Below are 17,989 nucleotides of genomic sequence, written 5' to 3' on the forward strand. Positions count from 1 at the left end.
CCGGAAGGGCCGACCGCGCCTCAGGTGCGCGCGATGCCGTCGAAGAGGTTGCCGACCAGGCTGACGACGAAGTCGTCCGTCACCGGTTCGTCGGGGATCAGGAGGCGGTGGTAGACCGCGCCCCACAGCTGGTCGACCAGGACCTGGACGTCGACGTCCGCCCTGATCTGGCCCTGCTCCCTGGCCCTGGCCAGGCGTTCGCCCGCGAGGCGCCGGCGTTCGGAGGAGTAGAGCGTGCGGAAGGCGGTGGCCAGGTCCTCGTCGGTCTGGGACTGGCCGACCAGCTCGGTCACCACGCGGCCGGCCGGGGTCGTGGTCATGATCCGCACGAAGGCGCGCAGCTGGTGGAGGAGGTCGGCGCGGATGTCGCCGGTGTCCTCGAAGGCGAGCGTCTGCTCGACGGCGTGGAAGTAGCCGTCGAGGGCCAGGGCGCCCTTGGAGGGCCACCACTTGTAGAGCGTGGTCTTGCTGACACCGGACAGGCGGGCCACCCGCTCGAACGTCAGGCCGGCGATCCCCTCGGTGAGGAGCACCTCGCCGACCGCGCGGAACACATCCGCGCGGACCTCGTCGGCCGGGCGGCGCCCCCGCCCGCGGGCCGGGCGTTCGTCGACGCCCTCGGCCTGCTTCGCCACGGTGTCCTCCTCCTCGCTCGGTGCCGGGACCGGATCAGTCTAGGAAGCCCTACGGCGTCCCCAGGGCCGGGGCGGTCCTGACGTGGAGGAGTTCGCCGAAGCCGAGCCGGGTGACGAAGTCCTCCTGGGCGCGGCGCAGGACCTCGTTGACCTCCTCGACACCGGCCTGGCTGAAGTCGACGACCGTGCGGAAGGGCCGGGTGCCGGCCGGGAGGGCCAGGACGCGGACGATCTCCTCGGCGACGGCCCGCGGGTGCGCGTCGGCACCGGGCGGGAACAGCCCTTCCGTGGCCTCCTCGTTGCGGGCCACCATCGGGTCCAGGGCGGCGTAGGCGCGGGTGCGTGCGTCGTCGTGGGCGCGGCTCGCGTGGGGGAAGTGCTCGGTCCCCTGGGTGAAGGGGCCCGGCATCACGACGGTGGTCTCGATGCCGAGCTGTCCGACCTCGTACGCGGTGACCTGGGCCAGCGCGTCCGCGGCGGACTTGGAGGCGACGTACGGGCCGAGGAACGGCGGTACGACGACCGAGGTGGTGCGGGGGTGAACGCCTCGACGTAACCGACGTAGAGGTGACCGGCGTTGTGGACGACGGTGTCGAGCCGGCCGGCCTCGTCCAGGACGGTCGCGACGGCGGCCTCGGCCGACGCCTCGGACTGCACGTCGAGTTCCACGACGCGCAGGTCGTGGCCCTCGCGGCGGCCGAGCGCGCGCAGTTCCTCCGCGCGGGCGGCGTTGCGGCCGCGCACGTCGCGCATGCTGGCGTAGACGGTGTGGCCGGCCGCGGCGAGGGCGCGGGCGGTGAGGTTGCCGATGCCGGTGGCGGCGCCGGTGATGAGGACGACGGATGACATGGGGGTCCCTCCGGGGGTACGGGCGTGGGTGCGGACGGTGGGGTCAGGCGAGGCCGCCGTTGGTGAACAGGACCTGGCCGTTGACCCAGCGGGCGGGGCCGGCCAGGAAGGCCACCGACTCGGCCACGTCCCGGGGCTCGCCCAGGCGCTCCAGCGGTGCGGCCTTGCTGAAGGCGGCGACGGTCTCCTCGTCCTTGCCCTCGAGGAAGAGCGGGGTGGCGATCGGTCCGGGCGCGACGGTGTTGACGGTGATGTCCCGGCCTCGCAGCTCCCGCGCGAGGATCAGCGTGAGGCCCTCGACGGCGGCCTTGCTCGCGACGTAGCCGCCGTAGGTGGGCAGCTGGGTGCGGGTGACGGAGGTGGAGACGTTGATGATCGCGCCGCCGTCGCGCAGCCGGCGGGCGGCCTGCTGGGAGACGACGAAGGTACCGCGGACGTTGGTGCGGATCATCCGGTCCAGGTCGTCGAGGTCCAGGGTGGCGACCGGCGACAGGACCATGATCCCGGCGGTGTTCACCATGACGTCGACCCCGCCGAACGTCGCCTCGACGGCGTCGAACGCGGCCTCCATGGCCTTCTCGTCGGCCACGTCGCCGGCCACCGCGACGGCCCGGCCGCCGGCGGCGGCGATCTCCTCGACGAGGGCCTCGGCCCTGTCCTTGTTCCCGGCGTAGTGCACGGCGACGGCGAAGCCGTCCGCGGCGAGCCGCTCGACGACGGCCCGGCCGATGCCGCCGGAACCGCCGGTGACGAGGGCGACGCGGCGGGGGGTGCTGGATGCGGTGGTCATGGGGGTTCCCTTCCGGAGCCGTAAATGAACGCTGAGTCCATATAAGCAGAATATGAACGCCGCGTCCATATCTTCGGTGGCAAGAATCCGGAGCCGGGCACACCGGATCGGCCTCTCCCACACCCGCCCGGAACCGGACGGGCCCCGCGCGGCATCATGACCACCGGACACACCGCACGCTCACGGGGGACTCATGGACAGCCGCACCACCGCCATCGCGCTCACCGCCGCCGCGCTCCTCGCGCTGACCGCCTGCTCGTCCTCCGACGACGACGCGGCGCCCGCCAGCGACAGCGGCACGCCCGTGGCGGAGCCCACGGTGAGCGTGCCGGCCGAGCACGAGAACGACGACCTCCAGGCCGCGATCGCCGTCTACACCGCGTCGTACTTCTCCGGCGACGCCGACACGGCGTACGGCATGCTGTCCAAGCGCTGCCAGGGGACGACGACGCCCGCGGACTACAAGGCGGTCCTCGCGGAGGCGGCCGCCGACTACGGCCCCGACCACCAGGCGACGGACGTGCACGCGAAGGTCTCGGGCACGCGGGCGCAGGTCAGCTACAAGGTGAGCGGCCTGCCGAAGTTCGACCAGCAGGGACAGCCGTGGGCCCTGGAGGGCGACGCCTGGCGTTACGACGCCTGCTGACCCTCACCCTCACGCCCGCCCGTCGCGGTCGCCCTCCGGGGTGCCGGTGATCCGGGTCGCGAGGCGGTACGCCACGGTGACGTCGTCGTAGTCACGGCCCGGCTCGACCGGCCGGGGCAGGCGTGACCGTTCGCTGTGGCTCGTCGAGTCCCGCCGGCCGGTGCCGGGGAAGCGGACGTCCGTCGACGGTTCCTCCTCGAAGCGCAGCCGGTCGGCACGGACCGTCGACTCGAACGCGATGTCCCAGGCGGCCGGCTCCGGCTGCCGGGCTGCGGCACCCGTCGTTCAGGGCGGTTCCTCGGCTTCTCCGGTGGTGCGGCGGCGTGGGCGCGGAGGGAGTGCGCCGTCCTGGGTGCGCTTGCGGCGCGGGCGCGGGCCTGGCCGCGTCTCCGGCTCCGCCTCCGTGGGAACGACCTCTTCCGGCTGCTCGTCCGCGGCCTCGGCGTGCGCTGCCTTGGACGCCGCCCTGGGCGCCGCCTCGGGCGCCGCCGCCTTCGAGGCGGTCCTCCGGCCGGTCAATTCGGAGCGACGGCGCGCGGGGCCGCCCGCAGGCTTGCGGCTCACCTTTCCGGTGGTGCCGACGGCCTCCTCGCCGACCGTCCCGGCGGCGGCCGTGGAGGCGTCGGCGACGTCTCCGACCACGCGCCCGGCCTCGCCACCGACGTCCGCGACCGTCCGCCGCGCGGCTCCGCCCACGCCTTCGACGGCGCGGCCCGCGCCCCCGCCGACCTCCTCGGCGGTCCGGCCGACGCCGCTGCCGACGTCCCCGACGGCCCGTCCCGCGCCGCCGCCGACGTCCTGGACCGCACGGCCGGCGCCGCCGCCCACGTCCTCCACGGCACGGCCCGCGCCCCGGCCGACGTCCACCGCCGCCGAGCCGACGCCGTGGCCGACGTCCTGCACGGCTGCTCCGGCGCCCCGGCCCACGTCCTGGACGGCGGCCCCGGCACCCCGGCCCACGTCCTGCACCGCCGCCCCGGCACCGGTGCCCAGTTCACCGACGGCCACGCGGGCTCCGCTGCCCACGTCCCGCACGGCGGAGCCCACCCCGCGGGCCAGCTCGTGCAGGATCTCGGGGTTGCGGTCGAGCGTGGTGAGCACGCGGTTGATGATCGTGGCGACGTTGTCGAGGCGGACCCTGAGCTGGGCCTGCGCCTCCACGCCCGAGATGTTGAGGTGGACGCGGCCGAGCGAGACGTCCGCGCCCACGTTGAGCTTGAGCAGGTCCAGCACCTCGGCCTGGAGGGAGACGTGGGCGCGCAGGTCCTCGACGTCCAGGTCGATCTCGTCCACCTTCAGCAGGGGGACGTCGAGGAAGACGTCGGGGTCCGCCCGGGGGGCCGCGGCCTCCGCCGCGTCGACGTCCTCGTCGTAGACGCCCTCGCTCTCGTCGTCCTCCGGCTCGGATTCTTCGTCGTACTCCAGCTCGTACTCGGGCTCGGCTTCCCCGTCGTACGGCTCGGGCTCCTCGGGCTCTTCCGCTGCGCTCTCGGCGTTGTCGTGCATCACCGCACCCTTGCGATCGGACCGGACCTTTCGGCTCATTCTGGTCCGGTTCGGGGTTCGGTGCTCGCCCACCGGCCCGCCGCGAGGGACGCCGGCCGGCACGGTCACACACGCGGAGGCCGCGCCGAGGGGGTCCCTCGGCGCGGCCTCCGCGTGTGAGGTGCGGTTACGCCGCCAGCGTCTCTTCCTCCTGGGTGACGGCGCTGCGGCGGTTGACGCAGTAGCGGTCCAGCAGCGCGTCGGCCGCGGCCAGGGCGTCGTCGGCCGTGCGGGCACCCGTCATCACACACAGCGTGTAGGTCGCGTCCTCCAGCACACGGCTCGTGTCACCCGTGGGACGCCGGTCGTGCTCGATTCGCGCCTGGGCGAACCGAGCCAGCGCAGCACGGAGTTCCTTCTCGGCCGGAAGCAGCATGACCATCCCTCTCCCCTGCAAACACCTCGCCCGCCGGCCCTGAACTCCTGCCAGGAGCAGGCCGTGGCAGTGGACTTCAGCGGCCACCGCCTTGGCGCCGAACAACGCCGGGCACACTGCTACGCCTGCCCGCGGTTCACAGTCGTATACCGAATACTTTTGGCCTTTCGACGATCATTCTCGGCCGCGAGACCGGCCGAGGGCCGGGGATGGCCGGGGATGGCCGGGGATGGCCGGCCGGACATGACCGTGGGCGTGCCGTCGAGCTCGGGGGGAGATTCACGTCGGCACACCCACAAGAGAGGGGCGTGCACAGGAACACGTCCCTCTCGGAAGGGCGCCTGCCCCGTCCGACGCCGACCAGGCTGGGCCGTCCGGGTGAACCACCCGGGGGACCGCCGGACGGAAGGTTCAGCGGTGACCCAGTACGTTGATCACCCGGCCGTTCGGGTCACGGACGAAGAAGCGGCGCACTCCCCACTCCTCGTCCTGCAGCGGGTGCACGATCTCCGCGCCCGCCCCCCGCACGGCCGCGTAGGCCGCGTCCACGTCGTCCACCTCGACGCTCAGGTCCGGGACCACCGGCGCGGTCTTGTCGTACGCCATGAGGCTCACCTGTGCCGCCGGCTGGGACGGGGACGCGAGCGTGGTGATCCAGCCGAGGTCCATGACCTGCTCGAAACCCAGCAGGCCGTAGAAGGCGCGGCTCTCCTGCGCGGCGTCGGACGGGATGTTGGGCACGACACGGCGAACGACCACGGACGGCTCCTCCGGGCGACGGCTACGGCTACGGCTACGGCAACGCGCTTCTCCTCTTCGGGTCCGCCGGTGCCTCACAGCACCCGCAGCACCCCGACCACCTTGCCCAGGATGCGCGCCTCGTCGCCCGGGATCGGGTCGTAGGCCGGGTTGCGGGGCATCAGCCAGACCCTGCCCTCCTGGCGGCGCAGCACCTTGACCGTGGCCTCGTCCTCCAGCAGGGCCGCGACGATGTCGCCCTGGTCGGCGCTGTCCTGGCGCCGTACGGTCACGATGTCGCCGTCGCAGATCGCCGCTTCGATCATGCTGTCGCCGGAGACGGTCAGCGCGAACAACTCCCCCTCGCCGACGAGTTGGCGGGGCAGCGGGTAGACGTCCTCGACCATCTCCTCGGCGAGCAGCGGCACGCCGGCGGCGATCCGGCCGACCAGGGGCACGTCCACGGCGGACGACCTGCTCGGCTGCTCGGCCGCGGTCGGGGCGGGCTCGGACAGGCCGGAGAGCTCCGACAGACCGGCCAGTTCGGCGAGTTCCGCTTCGCGGACGCGGTAGGCGCGCGGGCGGTGCGGGTCGCGGTACAGGACTTCCTTGCGTTCGAGCACCATCAACTGGTGGGCGACGGAGGAGGTGCTGGCCAGCCCCACGGCCTGGCCGATCTCGCGCATCGACGGCGGGTAGCCCTGGCGCTGCACCGTGGCCGTGATGAACCGGACGATGTCCTGCTGCCGAGCGGTCAGCCGACCCTCGACAGGCCGGATGCCCGGCGGCCGCCCACGGCGTACCGGCGCGTTGTTCTCCATTTCGGGCACCTCCATACAAGATCTCGCCGAGTGTGACCTTAGCCTGCCTCCCTCCACAAATGGAACACCGATTCGACCAACGGGGCCGCGTGCGGGCTCCCGCGGTCCCAGCGCGCGTCGGGCGGGCCGCCTTTGACTCAGCGGTGTCCCTGGGTGCGCCAGGCGGGTCGGCGGTGTTCCCGGGTGCGCCGAACGGGTCGGCGGGCGCCGCTCCGCCGCTCGGCGGCCCACGCCACGCCGCGCCGGACACCCGTCGCCGTCGCGTGGCGCAGCCTCGTGCGCAGGGACGGCCGGGCCGGAGGCAGGGGCAGCCGGGTCCGGCGCGCGTAGGTCTTCCAGTCCTCGTAGAGGCCGGGTGCGAACACCGCGGCGAGCAGGAGCAGGGGGATCACCACAGCGGATATCAACGCAGCTCGTCCTTCCGGGTCGCTCGGGTCAGGAGTGGTCCGCGGCAAGCGTCTGTTCCCTCATATAAGCCGCACGCGAGATGGGCGGCCACCTCGCGTGCGGCTCGTGGCCGCCTCGGGCCGCCCCGGAGCCACGTCGGGGTTCCCGCACTCCCCGCCGGGAGTGCGGGTGTGTGCCGCTGCCCTGTGGGGGAACCTGGTGCCCGGGTCCCAGCAGGTGAGAGGAGCAGGTGTGAGCACGTCGACGGCATCGGGGGACGGTGGGCAGCCCGGCGCCCGGGACGACGGCCACCAGCCCGACCCGCACCGGTGGCGGGCCCTCTGGGTCACCCTGGTGGCGGGGTTCATGAGCCTGCTCGACGTGACGATCGTGGCGGTCGCCCTGCCCACCATCCAGCGTGAGCTGCACGCCTCCCCCGCACAGGTGCAGTGGGTGGTGTCCGGGTACGCCCTGAGCTTCGCCCTCGCGCTGGTCACCGCGGGACGCCTCGGCGACGCCCTGGACCGGCGCCGCATCTTCCTGCTCGCGCTGAGCGGGTTCGTGCTGTTCAGCGCCGCCTGCGGAGCCGCCCCGAGCATCACGCTGCTCGTGGTGGCCCGCCTGGCCCAGGGTCTCGCGGCGGGCTTCATGGCCCCGCAGAACTCGGCGCTCATCCAGCAGATGTTCCGCGGCGCCGAACGCGGCCGCGCCTTCGGCTTCTTCGGCGCCACCGTCGGCGTCTCCTCCGCCGTGGGCCCCCTGGCCGGCGGCGCCATCCTGGCCCTCGCCTCGGGCCCGCAGGGCTGGCGGTGGATCTTCTACGTCAACGTCCCCATCGGCATCCTCGCCGTCCTGCTCGGCCGCCGCCTGCTGCCCCGCACGAAGCGCTCGGGACGGGGACACGTGGACGTGCCCGGCATCCTCCTGCTGGGCCTCGGTGTGCTCGCCCTGATGTACCCGCTGGTGCAGGCCGACTCCGGCGGCCTCGGCGGCCTGTGGTGGCTGTTCCTCGTCGGCGCCGCGCTCCTCGCCGCCTTCGTGCGGTGGCAGCGGCGCCTGGTCGCCCGGGACACCCAGCCACTGCTCGACCCGCGGCTGTTCACCACCGTGCGCGGGTACGCCGTCGGGGCGGGCGTCGGCACCCTGTACTTCATCGGATTCAGCGGCGTCTGGCTGGTCTTCGCGCTCTTCTACCAGCACGGCCTCGGCTTCTCGCCGCTGCGTTCCGGACTCGCGGTGACCCCCTTCGCCGTCGGCTCGGCCTGCGCCGCGGTGATCGCGGGCCGGCTGGTCGACCGGTTCGGGCGGCTGCTGACCGTGTGCGGGCTGTCCGGGGTGATCCTCGGTCTGGGCGGCACCGCCCTGCTGCTCCGCCTCGCGCCACTGGACACCGCCCCCTGGCTCGCCGCCCCGGTCCTGTTCCTCGGCGGGCTGGGCAGCGGCTGCGTCGTCTCGCCCAACATCACCATGACCCTGCGCGACGTCCCGGTCCGCATGGCGGGCGCGGCGGGCGGCGCCCTGCAGACCGGGCAGCGGCTCGGCGCGGCCGTCGGCACCGCCGCGCTGCCCGGCCTCTTCTACGTCGTCCTGGGCCACGGCCACGACTACCGCGGGGCGCTCGTCACCGCGTTGAGCACCGGCCTCGTCGGCATGGCGGCCTCGCTGGCGCTGGCGACGTACGACTGGCTGCACGACCGGCGTGCGCAGTCCTCCCGCGGCACCTGCCCGGACGAGGTCGCGCACAGTCCGGTGCACGCCCGCCACTCCTGACCCCGCGCCTCGGCACACCGCACGGACCCGTGCCGGTGCACGACCGGCGCTCGCGACACTCCCCTACGACACCTGACGGTGCCGGTGCCGGTGCACATCCGATCTTCCTGACACGCGCATTGGGGCACCGCGGGCACCCGTGCCGGGACGGGGTCGCCGCAGGTCCAGGACGCGCGTCCGGGCAAACGGCTGCACACCCGGGGTACTCCCGCGTCTCCCGGGTACGCGTGGAGGAACGCCCCCTTCCCCTTGGGCGCCGTCCGACGCCACCCCCCCCCGTGACGCAGTAGGAGATGACATGAGGCTCCGCCAGTCCGCCTGGTGTTCCGAGCGAGTGCTGGCGGGGCGGTACCGCCTGGACGCGCTCATCGGCTCAGGCGGGGCCGCCGACGTCCACCGCGCTTTCGACGACCGCCTGAAGCGGCCGGTGGCCGTCAAGATCTTCCGCACCGGCACCGACCTCGACATGGAGGAGCGGTTCCACAACGAGGCGCTCATCCTGGCCCGGCTGCACCACCCCGGCCTGGTCACCGTCTACGACGCGGGACGCCACCAGGGCACCGCCTTCCTGGTGATGCAGCTGATAGAGGGCCCCACCCTCAAGGACCGGATAGCCGCCGGCCCCCTCTCCCCCGCCGAGACCGCGACGCTCGGCGCCGGCCTCGCTCAGGGGCTGGACCACGCGCACGCCGCCGGGATCGTCCACCGCGACGTCAAGCCGTCGAACATCATCCTGGACCGCTCGGGCCACCCCCACCTCACCGACTTCGGGATCTCCCGGCTCCTCGACTCCACGTCCCGCACGGCGACCGGCGCGCTCATCGGCACCGCCGCCTACCTCGCTCCCGAGCAGGTGCTCGGACGCCCGGTGGGCCCGGCGGCCGACGTCTACGCCCTCGGACTGGTCCTCCTCGAGTGCCTGACGAGCCGCCTGGAGTACGACGGCGTCCCCCTGGAGTCGGCGATCGCGCGCCTGCACCGCGAGCCGGTGCTCCCCGCCGACCTGCCGGACGAACTGGCCTCCCTGCTAAGGGAGATGACCGACCTGGACGAGTGCAACCGCCCGTCGGCCCGCGCGTGCGCGCGGCGGCTGGCCGCCCTGGCCGACACCCTCGGGCCCGCGTCCGCGCCGCTCCCGGCCGGCCTGACGAGCATGGTCCCCCGGGGTACGCCGGAGGCGGACGACCACCCGACCCACCACGACGTCCCGCCCGCCCCGGAACGGGTCGTGGCGGCGGTCGCGGCAGGCGCGTCGACACCCGCGGGAGCGTCCACGGGCGGGCGCACGCGACGGCGTCTCCTGACCGTCGGCGGAACCGCCGCGGTCGCCACCGTCATGGCCGCCACCCTCGCCGTGACCGCCGGTTCCTCGGACCAGACGTCCGGTGACCGCGCGTCCCGCACGGACAGCCGTTCGGCCAGCGGCACCGAGGCCCCGGTCAGCCCCGGGGCGAAGACCGGAACGGACCGCACGGCGCCGAGTGCCCCGGCCGCCGCTCCGGCCGTCGGCTCCAGCGGCACCTCCGGATCTGTCGACTCCTCCGGCTCCGCCGCCACACAGCTCCGTGACGCCCGCCTCGCCGAGCAGGCCGACGCGCCCTCCGCCCGGCCGAGCAACGACCACGTCCCCGGCCACGGCGCCACCCACGGCAAGGGCGAACCGACCCCCGGCCGGAGCCCGGCCCGCGGCACGTCGCACCCCCCGGCCACCGGAGCCCCCGACCCGACCACGCCCAGCCCGTCCGCCACCACCGAGTCGCCGTCCCCGGACCCGACGCCGGGCACCCCGGACGAGTCCGAGCAGGCCCAGGACGTCACCCGGGTGAAGAAGGACAAGTAACTCGCCCCTCGCCGCACAACTCGTCTGAGCCCATGACGAGTTGACGCTTGCGCCTGCCCATCTCGCGAGGTGGGAACCGGTGAAAGGGAACCAACTACTCCGCCGATGCGTACTATCGCTTCCCACGGCACACGGCACCCGTCAGGTCGCCCTTCGCCGCAACGACAGCCACGAGACACTCAACGCCTCGTCGACCCACCGAGTTTCCAGCGGTCCGGGCGGACACTGCCGACCGAGTCCGCGGAGAGGTCAGCGCCATGTCCGAGAACACCACGGCCACCACCGAACTGGCATCCCAGTACGCCTCGCAGGTGACCACCGACCTCGAGCGCAACGTCGAGGAACAGGCCCGCCTCAGCGCCGAGATCGCCGCGCTCCAGGAGCAGTTGACCACGCTCCAGCACGACCACACCGTGCTCGTGAACCTGCAGCAGGCCCTCGGCCTCGCCCCCTCCGCCCCCGCCGGACCGACCACCACGCCCACGGTGCCCGCGCCCCGCAAGAAGGTGGCCGCCGCGACGGAGACCCCGAAGAAGCCGCAGGCGAAGAAGACGTCGCCCGCCGCCGGCCGCGCGAAGAGCACCAAGTCTGCGGCCTCCAGGGCTGCTTCCACTGGCGCCAAGTCCGCGACACCCCCCGCGGGCAAGACCGCCAAGGCGGTCACCAAGGCCGCCAAGTCCACCAAGTCCCCCGCGTCCGCCGCACCCACGGCCGGCAAGAGCGCCAAGTCCCCCGCGTCCACGCCCGCCAAGAGCCACAAGCCGGCCGCCGTGCCCGCGGACCGGCCGACGCTGGTCGACCTGGTGCGGGAGCACCTCGCGGAGCAGTCCGAGCCGCGCTCCGCGGCGGAGATCGCCACCACCCTCGGCCGCGCCCACACCGACCGGGCCGTGAAGCCCACCGTCGTGCGCACCACGCTGGAGGCGCTCGTCGCCAAGGGCCAGGCGCAGCGCACCCGTCAGGGACGCTCGGTGTTCTACACCGCGCCCGACGCCCCCGAGCAGCAGACCGGGCAGACCGGTCAGGCCGGACGGACCGACCTGACCGACCGGACCCCGGCGGCCCCCGACTCCCGTTCCGAGGACGCCGCCTGACGACGGGCGGGCGTCGGCCCGGGCTCGGGCCCAGGACGCCCGCGTCGCCGTACGACCGCACGGGAACCGCTCGGTGGGCGCGGAGCGGTCCTCCGCCTCGGGTGCTTCAGGCGCGCTCGGCCACGTACAGGCTCTGCGTACCGCGGCCGAGCGGCCCCTTGGTGTCGTGCAGGGCGGACTCGGCCAGGCCGACGCCCCCGCCGTCCACCATGGTCCGGGCGTCCAGGCACACCCACTCGCCCTCGGGGTGGCGGTGCAGGCTCACGGTGAGGTCGGCGTTGACGAAGACGTAGCGGTGGAAGTCGAGCGCGGCGCTCACGCCGTTGCCGGAGTCGGCCGCGGTCAGCACCCGGCTCAGCGGCGTGATCTCCTCCCCCGCGACCAGGGGCACGCGCATCCGCATCCAGGCGGTGGCCGGGCCGGTCTCCAGGAACGAGCCCGTGGCGAAGCACACGTCCATGGCGGTGTGGTAGCCCTGCTCCCACGGCACCGGGAAGAACTGCGCCGGGGAGGCGTCCTCGGGTCCGGGTACCTCGGGGGCCGGTGACACGTCCGGCACCGAGCCGGGCACGGCCCGCATCGACAGGGCTGTCGCCCGCATGACCTCGTCGGCGCCGTCGGGGGTCAGCGCGACCTCCACCAGTTCGACGCTGCGCCCGGAGCGCAGTACCCGCCGGGAGACGGTCAGCGGCCGCAGGGGAACGGGCCGCCTGATCTCGTACGTCAGCCGGGCGACCCGCATCCCCGGCCGCGGCGCGACGGCCAGGCCGAGCAGCGCGGCGGGCGGCCCGGCGTGCTGCGCGTCGGCGTCCCAGGGGCCCCGGGCGTACCCGGTGGGCAGGAACCTGGCGTCGTCCGCACGCTCGTAGAACGCCTCGACGTCCGACACCGGCATGACTGGCCCTCCTCGCGGCAGGATGCACGTGGAGGTCATGTTACTGAGCGCTTGCTCATCCGTCGCGGCAGTTGTCGTACCGGACCGGTGGCCCGGTCGGCTCCTAGCGGTCCGCCAGCGCGATGCGCACGGTGATCCGCTTGCCGACCGGCTCGCGCTGCACGTCGAACCCCTCGGCGACGGCCATCACGATCTCCAGGCCGTGCTGCCCGACCCGGCCGACATCCGCCGCGCGGGCGACCGGCAGCACCGGTTCGGAGTCCCACACCATGATCTCGACACTGTCCCCGGCGAGCCGCAGGTCCAGCAGGACCGGCCCCGGCGCGTACTTCCGCGCGTTGGTGACCAGCTCGCTGACCACCAACTGCGACACGTCCATCGCCCGCTGGGAGACCGGCACGCCGTGCTCGTCCCGCATCCGGGAGAGGAAGTCCGCGGCAAGGTGGCGGGACTGCGCGATGCAGCTCCCGTCGCCCTCCAGGACCAACGTGGTCTGTTTCGTCGTCGTGTACGGCGCCGCGTCGTCCTCGCCCATGGGCGCGGGTTCCACAGTGGTCGCCTCAGTTACCCCGTTCACACCGGTCGCGTACCCGCGATCCCACGGAGCAGGCCTACGAGTTTCCGGACCCCTGCCGAACGCCGGGTCGATCCGTGGGGTCGCCCGTCCGGGTCATGCAGGACCAGGCCGTTTGCGGGTAGAGGGACGGCGTTGGACCGACCAGAACTTCTCCCGTGAGGAACCGTGGAATGACCGATGACGCCTACCTCGCCCTGCTGACCGGTCCGGGCGCGACGCTCGGTGTGCCGCCGGCGGCGGTCGGCGAGCTGGCCTTCATGGACACGCCCGCGGTACGGGCGTGGCTCGACGCGCAGGGGGTCACTCCGACGTCCCCGGAGCTGCGCCTGCTGCCCCCGGAGCAGACCGCCGCGCTGCCGGAGGACGCCGAGCGGCTGCCCGTGCCCCTCGGCGACGAGGAGTTGAGCCGTCTGCGCCACGAGACCGCCCCGCAGGACGTGGCCCGGCTGGAGCAGGAGCTGCTGGCCTACCGCGACTGCGCGGACGGCCGTGAGGCGCTGCTGGCCCGTGCCGTCGCCGCCGGCGTGCCGCCGTACCGCATCGCGGAGCTGACCGGCGAGGACCTGGCCGCGGTGGAGGCCGTGGCCGGCTGACGCACCGCGGGCCCGTAGGTACCGGGGCCCGCGACGTCCCTTGCCCTCCGCCCCCCCGCTCCCCCAGCCCCCGTCAGGCGGCCGGCCGCGTCTGCGGTCGCCACACGACCAGGCTCTCCACCGTGTACGACAGCTCGGTGGCGGAGGAGTCGGGGGGCGGGTGGTAACGGCCCGCGCACACCGAGAGGTTGACGATGAGGTGGGCGTGCCAGTCGCGTCCCACGCCGCGTCCGTCGGAGAACACCGTGGCGCCGTTCAGCGTCCAGACCACGTCGCGCCGGCCGCACGTGACGCCGAGGTCGACCACGCCGCCGGGGCGGACCGCCTCGTCCCGGACGTACTCGCCCGCCTGCCGTACGTGGTTGGTGAGTTCGAGCAGGTCGGGGTTGTCCGGGTGGTACTCGAACAGGTCGACCTCGTTGCCGCCGTCCCGCCAGGTCCAGATCGCCGGCCAGGCGCCGAGGCCGACGGGCAGGCGCACCCGGGCCTCCAGCCGGTCCCCGGTGCGGACCTCGAAGCCCTCGGGGCTGCCCTCCGTGGTGAGCAGGCCGGTGTCCCACAGGCCGTCGGCGCGGCGCGTGGCGCGGAACGTCCCGGTCCGGCTGTGGTCCGGGGCGTCGGTCAGGTGGTCGAGCTTGTTGTCACCCGGGTTGGTGGGGCCCCCGTTCGGATAGGCCCAGGACCGCCCGGCGACCCACTGGTGCTCCGACGCGAAGTCGGCGGTGAAGACGACCTGCCACACCGTGGCCCCCTGGCTCGACGGGAACGTCATCGGACAGGGCGGTTCTCCCCCCGGGCGCCCGGTCCATGCCGGGCGCCCGGGGACGGCGGTCGTCTTTCACGCGTGTGAGTGAGCCCGTCACGCGTGAGAGTGAGTCGTCCGTCACGCGTGTGGGGGAAGGGCCGGGGGCGCCGGGCCCCGGGTCAGCCCTCCGAGTCGATGCCCGTGACCGCCGCCGGTCCCAGGGGGGCGCGCGACTCGTCCAGACCGACGGCGTTCAGCGCGGAGGCGGCGATGCGCTTGGCCTCCCGTTCCGCCTCGGGACCGCTGCTCGCGTCGACCGTCAGGCGCAGGGTGAAGGTGTCGTCGTCGTTGACGGTGAGGACGTCGAGGTCCTCCTCGGTCCCCAGGTGGGTGCGGTGCGGGTCCTCCGGGCGCAGCGCCCGGGCCAGCTCCGTCCGCGTGTCCGGCCCGGCTCCGCCGGTGAACGTCCCGGGCACCGAGATGACGTACGTCGTCATGGCATTCCTCCCTCGGTCTCCACGCGCCTACCCCGCACCGGCGACAAGATCCCGGGAAACCCGGCGCGTTACGACCGTTCGGCGGGTGCGCCCGCGGCGGCGGCACCCGCGGTGCCCGTCGCCGGGCGGCGTGCCGTGGCCTCCCACAGGCACCAGGTGGACCAGAGCAGCAGGACGAGGAAGGCGGCCAGCAGGACGAGCAGGACCACCGTCTGCCGGGCCGATCCGTCGCCCCAGACGCTGCTCAGCAGCAGGCTGAGCGTCCAGGCGAGCACGCCGCCGCCGTACACGGCCCTGAGCTGTCGCAACTGAGTCACCGAACGCATCGTCACCCCTCCGAGCACATCCGCCACGCGTTCCTCTGCCCGTACCCCCGTGGAGCCGCTTCACCGCACCACATTCCGGACGGATTCCGCGCGGGATCCGGCCACCTACCCCGGCGCGGCGGTCCGGCCGCCGCGATCGCGTCGCGTGCCCGGGGGCAAGACCATGGCAGGAGGAGGCACTGCCGGCGTCCCCGTACCGAGCCGGCGTCATCCGTACGCCGAACCGGGAGGTGGCCGCCGTGCAGGCCCTGCTCTCCGTCGTCTTCGCCCTCGGAGCGGCCTTCAGCAACGCCCTGGCGACGGTGCTCCAGCGCAAGGCCGCGCTGACCGTGCCGCGGTCCCAGGGGCTGCGCGTGGGGCTGTTGTTCGACCTGCTGCGGCGGCCCGTCTGGCTGGGCGGGATGCTCGCGGTGGTCGGCGCCGCCGTCTGCCAGGCCGTGGCGCTGGCGACCGGGCCGCTGACCGTCGTACAGCCGTTGTTCGTGCTGGAGCTGCCGCTCGCCCTGATGATCGCGACCGTCCTGCTGCACCGGCGCCTGCCGCCGCGCGGCTGGCTGGCCGTGACGGCGGTGGTGGCCGGTCTCGCGGTCGCGCTCGCCGCGGCCTCTCCCCACGGCAACCTCACCCAGGTGGCCCCGCACCGCTGGGTCGTGGCGCTCGCCGTGTCCATGGGCGCGGTGGTGGCCCTGTCCCTGGCGGCCCTGCGGCGGCCCGAGGGGCGGGCGCGGGCCGCCTGTCTGGGAGCGGCGACCGCGATCTGCTACGCGGTGACCGCGGCCCTGATGAAGGCGTCCACGCACACCCTCGACGAGGACGGGATCGTCGCGTTCTTCACCGCCTGGGAGACGTACGCGTTCGCCGCGGCCGGGGTGTGCGCGCTGTTCCTGCTGGAGAACGCCATGCAGGCCGGGCCGCTGGTCGCCTCCCAGCCGGCGCTCACCCTCGGCGACGCGACGGTGAGCCTCGCCCTCGGCATCACCCTGTACGAGGAGGAGGTCCGCTCCGGCTGGTGGCTGCTGCCCCAGCTGTTCGGCGTGGTCCTGATCGCGGCCGGCGTCCTCGCGCTGTCCCGCATCCCCCTCACGCAGTCGCTGGTGGCACCGGACGGGTCCGAGCGCGGGACGCGCGTCCCTCCCGACGACGCCGGACGCTGACGCACGGGAGACGGGGGTGCGCCTCCCCCGCCGTCACATGCTGGTGCCGAAGTCCTGGGTCCAGTACGGGCCGCCGTCGCCCCGGTGGACGCCCACGCCGAGGTTCTTGAAGGCGCAGTTGAGGATGTTGGCGCGGTGGCCGGGGCTGTTCATCCACGACGTCATCACCGACCGGGCCGTCTGCTGGCCCTTGGCTATGTTCTCGCCGTACGTCGACCAGCGGTACCCGGCGGCGGTGATGCGGCGGCCGGGGTCGGCGCCGTCCGGGTTGACGTGGTCGAAGAAGTCGCGGGCCGCCATGTCGTCGGAGTGGGCCTGCGCGGCGTCGCGCAGCCGGTCGTTCGACGTGAGCGGGGCACAGCCCGCCGTCCTGCGCTCCTGGTTGACCAGGGCGAGCACCTGGCCGGCGACGTCCGAGGGGGCGGGCGGCGCCGCGGCGCGCGGACTGGCGGCGGCGCTCTTCGGCGTGACCGGGCGTGGGCTGGGGGTGGGGCCGGCGGTGCGGGCGCTCGGGGTGGGGCTCGCGCTGGGGGACGGCGAGGCCGAGCGGGAGGGACGGGCGGACGGCGAGGGGGACGGTGAGGCGTCGGAGGACGGGGCGGGGGTCGGCGGCAGGGCCGCCGGGGATATCTCCGCGCCGCGCGCGGCGGTCGGCTCCTCCGTCCCCTCCCCCGGCTGGGTGATGACGTAGGTCAGACCACCGCCGGCCAGACAGGCAGCCACGACCGCCCCGCCGACCGCCCGCCGGCGGGTGCGGCGCCTGCGCCGGGCCGCGCCGCGCGACAGACCCCGGTCCGCGGCGGTGTGCGCGCCCGGCCGCGAGGACACCAGGTGGTCGGGACCGTCGGCCTGCGGGACGACGGACCCGGCGGGCGCCAGGGTGTCCGTGGCCGCGCGGAGGCGCTCCAAGAGCAGGGGCGAGGCGGCGACCAGCGCGAGGCCCGCCAGCAGCCCCTCCGCGGGCACCAGTCCGCTCCACAGGCCCGAGCAGCGGGCGCAGTCGCGGGCGTGCCGGGCGATGCGCTTGCGCCACAGCGCGGAGGGGCGGCCGTCCCATCCGGCGAGCGTGGTGCGCAGGTCGGGGCACGGGGGCTGGGCGTCCAGGGCGCGCACGACCACCCGTGCGGCCTCCAGCTGGGCCTTCATCCGCTGGACGCGGACCGCCGTGTGCTCCGGGGTGAGTTCGAGGGCCGCGGCGACCTCGGCGCGGGTGAGCTCGCCGGCGGTCTCCAGCCACCACAGCGACAGCAGCGCCCGGTCGGCGGGCTCCAGCCAGCGCGTGGCGCGGGCCGTCTCCTGCCGTTGGCCGGACAGCTGCAGCCGCACGATGGTCAGGTCGACGAAGTCGGCGCCCGGGTCGGCGACGTCCCAGGCGTCCTCCACGGGTCCCCCGGCGGGGGTGCGGCCCTGCCAGTGGGCGCGCACCTGGTTCATGACGATGGCCACCAGCCAGGGGCGGAAGCTCTCGGGGGCGCGCAGGGTGTCCAGGGAGCCGAGGGCACGGAGCATGCTCTCCTGCACGACGTCGTCGACGTCCACCGAGCCGTTGAGCGCCCGGCCCACGATGTTGTAGACGAGCGGGAGGTACGCGCCGACGAGCGCGTCCTGCGCCGCCTGGTCGCCCGCTCGCGCGGCGGTCACCAGTGCCGCCGTGTCCGTGGTGCTCGTCTGCGCTGACCTCATGTGCCGTTTCCCTGTCGTCGACGCCGAA

Annotated in this window: 21 protein-coding genes; 6 read left to right on the forward strand and 15 right to left on the reverse strand. The window is 74.2% G+C overall.

All coding sequences use genetic code 11. The features are described from left to right. Nucleotides 1–20: 20 nt before the first annotated feature. The 4 genes from AQJ30_RS25710 to AQJ30_RS25720 are packed head-to-tail and all read right to left on the reverse strand — an operon-like array spanning nt 21 to nt 2,274. On the reverse strand, nt 21–635 hold the full coding sequence (locus tag AQJ30_RS25710; RefSeq protein ID WP_067238529.1) for a TetR/AcrR family transcriptional regulator: 615 nt from the start codon (nt 633–635) through the stop codon (nt 21–23). Nucleotides 636–684: 49 nt separating this feature from the next. Continuing rightward, the gene (locus AQJ30_RS39535) at nt 685–1,044 is read right to left on the reverse strand and encodes a hypothetical protein (RefSeq protein WP_245727118.1); all 360 of its coding nucleotides are present in this window, start codon (nt 1,042–1,044) and stop codon (nt 685–687) included. Beyond that, entirely contained in the window at nt 1,044–1,484 is a 441-nt protein-coding gene (locus AQJ30_RS39540; RefSeq protein WP_245727120.1) for an SDR family NAD(P)-dependent oxidoreductase, read from the reverse strand. Before AQJ30_RS39540 ends, AQJ30_RS39535 begins: the two co-directional genes overlap by 1 nt. 43 nt (nt 1,485–1,527) lie before the next feature. Further along, nucleotides 1,528–2,274, reverse strand: a complete 747-nt coding sequence (locus AQJ30_RS25720; RefSeq protein ID WP_067238532.1) for an SDR family oxidoreductase — start codon at nt 2,272–2,274, stop codon at nt 1,528–1,530. A gap of 193 nt (nt 2,275–2,467) precedes the next feature. On the opposite strand from AQJ30_RS25720, the gene AQJ30_RS25725 reads away from it, so the two are divergent. Further along, the gene (locus AQJ30_RS25725) at nt 2,468–2,920 is read left to right on the forward strand and encodes a hypothetical protein (protein ID WP_067238535.1); all 453 of its coding nucleotides are present in this window, start codon (nt 2,468–2,470) and stop codon (nt 2,918–2,920) included. A 285-nt stretch (nt 2,921–3,205) separates the two neighbouring features. Here AQJ30_RS25725 and AQJ30_RS39970 read toward each other — a convergent pair whose 3' ends face one another. From AQJ30_RS39970 to AQJ30_RS25750, 5 genes are all read right to left on the reverse strand, one after another. Then, entirely contained in the window at nt 3,206–4,426 is a 1,221-nt protein-coding gene (locus AQJ30_RS39970; protein ID WP_067238537.1) for a TrbL/VirB6 family protein, read from the reverse strand. Between the two features lie 166 nt (nt 4,427–4,592). Then, on the reverse strand, nt 4,593–4,841 hold the full coding sequence (locus tag AQJ30_RS25735; protein ID WP_067238715.1) for a DUF5133 domain-containing protein: 249 nt from the start codon (nt 4,839–4,841) through the stop codon (nt 4,593–4,595). Between the two features lie 411 nt (nt 4,842–5,252). Beyond that, nucleotides 5,253–5,600 (reverse strand): VOC family protein, encoded by a 348-nt coding sequence (locus AQJ30_RS25740; protein ID WP_067238540.1) that lies wholly within the window; start codon nt 5,598–5,600, stop codon nt 5,253–5,255. Nucleotides 5,601–5,674: 74 nt separating this feature from the next. Beyond that, a complete protein-coding gene (gene lexA / locus AQJ30_RS25745; protein ID WP_107119701.1) occupies nt 5,675–6,400 on the reverse strand; it encodes a transcriptional repressor LexA in 726 nt (241 codons plus the stop codon). A gap of 137 nt (nt 6,401–6,537) precedes the next feature. Continuing rightward, nucleotides 6,538–6,807, reverse strand: coding sequence for a hypothetical protein (locus AQJ30_RS25750; protein WP_159052389.1), 270 nt, complete (start codon nt 6,805–6,807; stop codon nt 6,538–6,540). Nucleotides 6,808–7,039: 232 nt separating this feature from the next. On the opposite strand from AQJ30_RS25750, the gene AQJ30_RS25755 reads away from it, so the two are divergent. From AQJ30_RS25755 to AQJ30_RS25765, 3 genes are all read left to right on the forward strand, one after another. Continuing rightward, nucleotides 7,040–8,557: an MFS transporter gene (locus tag AQJ30_RS25755; protein WP_107119702.1), complete on the forward strand. Its 1,518-nt coding sequence runs from the start codon at nt 7,040–7,042 to the stop codon at nt 8,555–8,557. A 298-nt stretch (nt 8,558–8,855) separates the two neighbouring features. Then, the gene (locus tag AQJ30_RS25760) at nt 8,856–10,397 is read left to right on the forward strand and encodes a serine/threonine-protein kinase (RefSeq protein ID WP_067238547.1); all 1,542 of its coding nucleotides are present in this window, start codon (nt 8,856–8,858) and stop codon (nt 10,395–10,397) included. Nucleotides 10,398–10,654: 257 nt separating this feature from the next. After that, nucleotides 10,655–11,491 (forward strand): BlaI/MecI/CopY family transcriptional regulator, encoded by an 837-nt coding sequence (locus AQJ30_RS25765; RefSeq protein ID WP_067238550.1) that lies wholly within the window; start codon nt 10,655–10,657, stop codon nt 11,489–11,491. Nucleotides 11,492–11,597: 106 nt separating this feature from the next. On the opposite strand, the gene AQJ30_RS25770 is transcribed toward AQJ30_RS25765, so the two are convergent. Together AQJ30_RS25770 and AQJ30_RS25775 are read right to left on the reverse strand one after the other, a co-directional pair. Continuing rightward, nucleotides 11,598–12,386, reverse strand: a complete 789-nt coding sequence (locus AQJ30_RS25770) for a thioesterase family protein (protein ID WP_211279115.1) — start codon at nt 12,384–12,386, stop codon at nt 11,598–11,600. Nucleotides 12,387–12,489: 103 nt separating this feature from the next. Next, the gene (locus AQJ30_RS25775; RefSeq protein ID WP_067238552.1) at nt 12,490–12,921 is read right to left on the reverse strand and encodes an ATP-binding protein; all 432 of its coding nucleotides are present in this window, start codon (nt 12,919–12,921) and stop codon (nt 12,490–12,492) included. Nucleotides 12,922–13,133: 212 nt separating this feature from the next. Between AQJ30_RS25775 and AQJ30_RS25780 the strand changes: the two genes are divergently transcribed. Then, on the forward strand, nt 13,134–13,556 hold the full coding sequence (locus tag AQJ30_RS25780) for a DUF6003 family protein (protein WP_067238554.1): 423 nt from the start codon (nt 13,134–13,136) through the stop codon (nt 13,554–13,556). 73 nt (nt 13,557–13,629) lie between these two features. Here the strand turns inward: AQJ30_RS25780 and AQJ30_RS25785 are convergent, their stop codons facing one another. The 3 genes from AQJ30_RS25785 to AQJ30_RS25795 form a co-directional block, all read right to left on the reverse strand. Next, nucleotides 13,630–14,328, reverse strand: coding sequence for a LamG domain-containing protein (locus AQJ30_RS25785; RefSeq protein WP_067238557.1), 699 nt, complete (start codon nt 14,326–14,328; stop codon nt 13,630–13,632). A 152-nt stretch (nt 14,329–14,480) separates the two neighbouring features. Next, nucleotides 14,481–14,798: a hypothetical protein gene (locus AQJ30_RS25790; protein WP_067238559.1), complete on the reverse strand. Its 318-nt coding sequence runs from the start codon at nt 14,796–14,798 to the stop codon at nt 14,481–14,483. Between the two features lie 68 nt (nt 14,799–14,866). Next, the gene (locus AQJ30_RS25795) at nt 14,867–15,115 is read right to left on the reverse strand and encodes a hypothetical protein (protein WP_159052390.1); all 249 of its coding nucleotides are present in this window, start codon (nt 15,113–15,115) and stop codon (nt 14,867–14,869) included. A 248-nt stretch (nt 15,116–15,363) separates the two neighbouring features. Between AQJ30_RS25795 and AQJ30_RS25800 the strand changes: the two genes are divergently transcribed. Continuing rightward, nucleotides 15,364–16,278: a DMT family transporter gene (locus tag AQJ30_RS25800; protein ID WP_067238723.1), complete on the forward strand. Its 915-nt coding sequence runs from the start codon at nt 15,364–15,366 to the stop codon at nt 16,276–16,278. 33 nt (nt 16,279–16,311) lie between these two features. Here the strand turns inward: AQJ30_RS25800 and AQJ30_RS25805 are convergent, their stop codons facing one another. After that, nucleotides 16,312–17,961 carry a sigma-70 family RNA polymerase sigma factor gene (locus tag AQJ30_RS25805; RefSeq protein WP_067238563.1) on the reverse strand — a complete coding sequence of 550 codons (1,650 nt, stop codon included), beginning with the start codon at nt 17,959–17,961 and terminating at the stop codon, nt 16,312–16,314. Nucleotides 17,962–17,989 lie beyond the last annotated feature (28 nt).

Source organism: Streptomyces longwoodensis (assembly GCF_001514125.1).
Lineage (GTDB): Bacteria > Actinomycetota > Actinomycetes > Streptomycetales > Streptomycetaceae > Streptomyces > Streptomyces longwoodensis.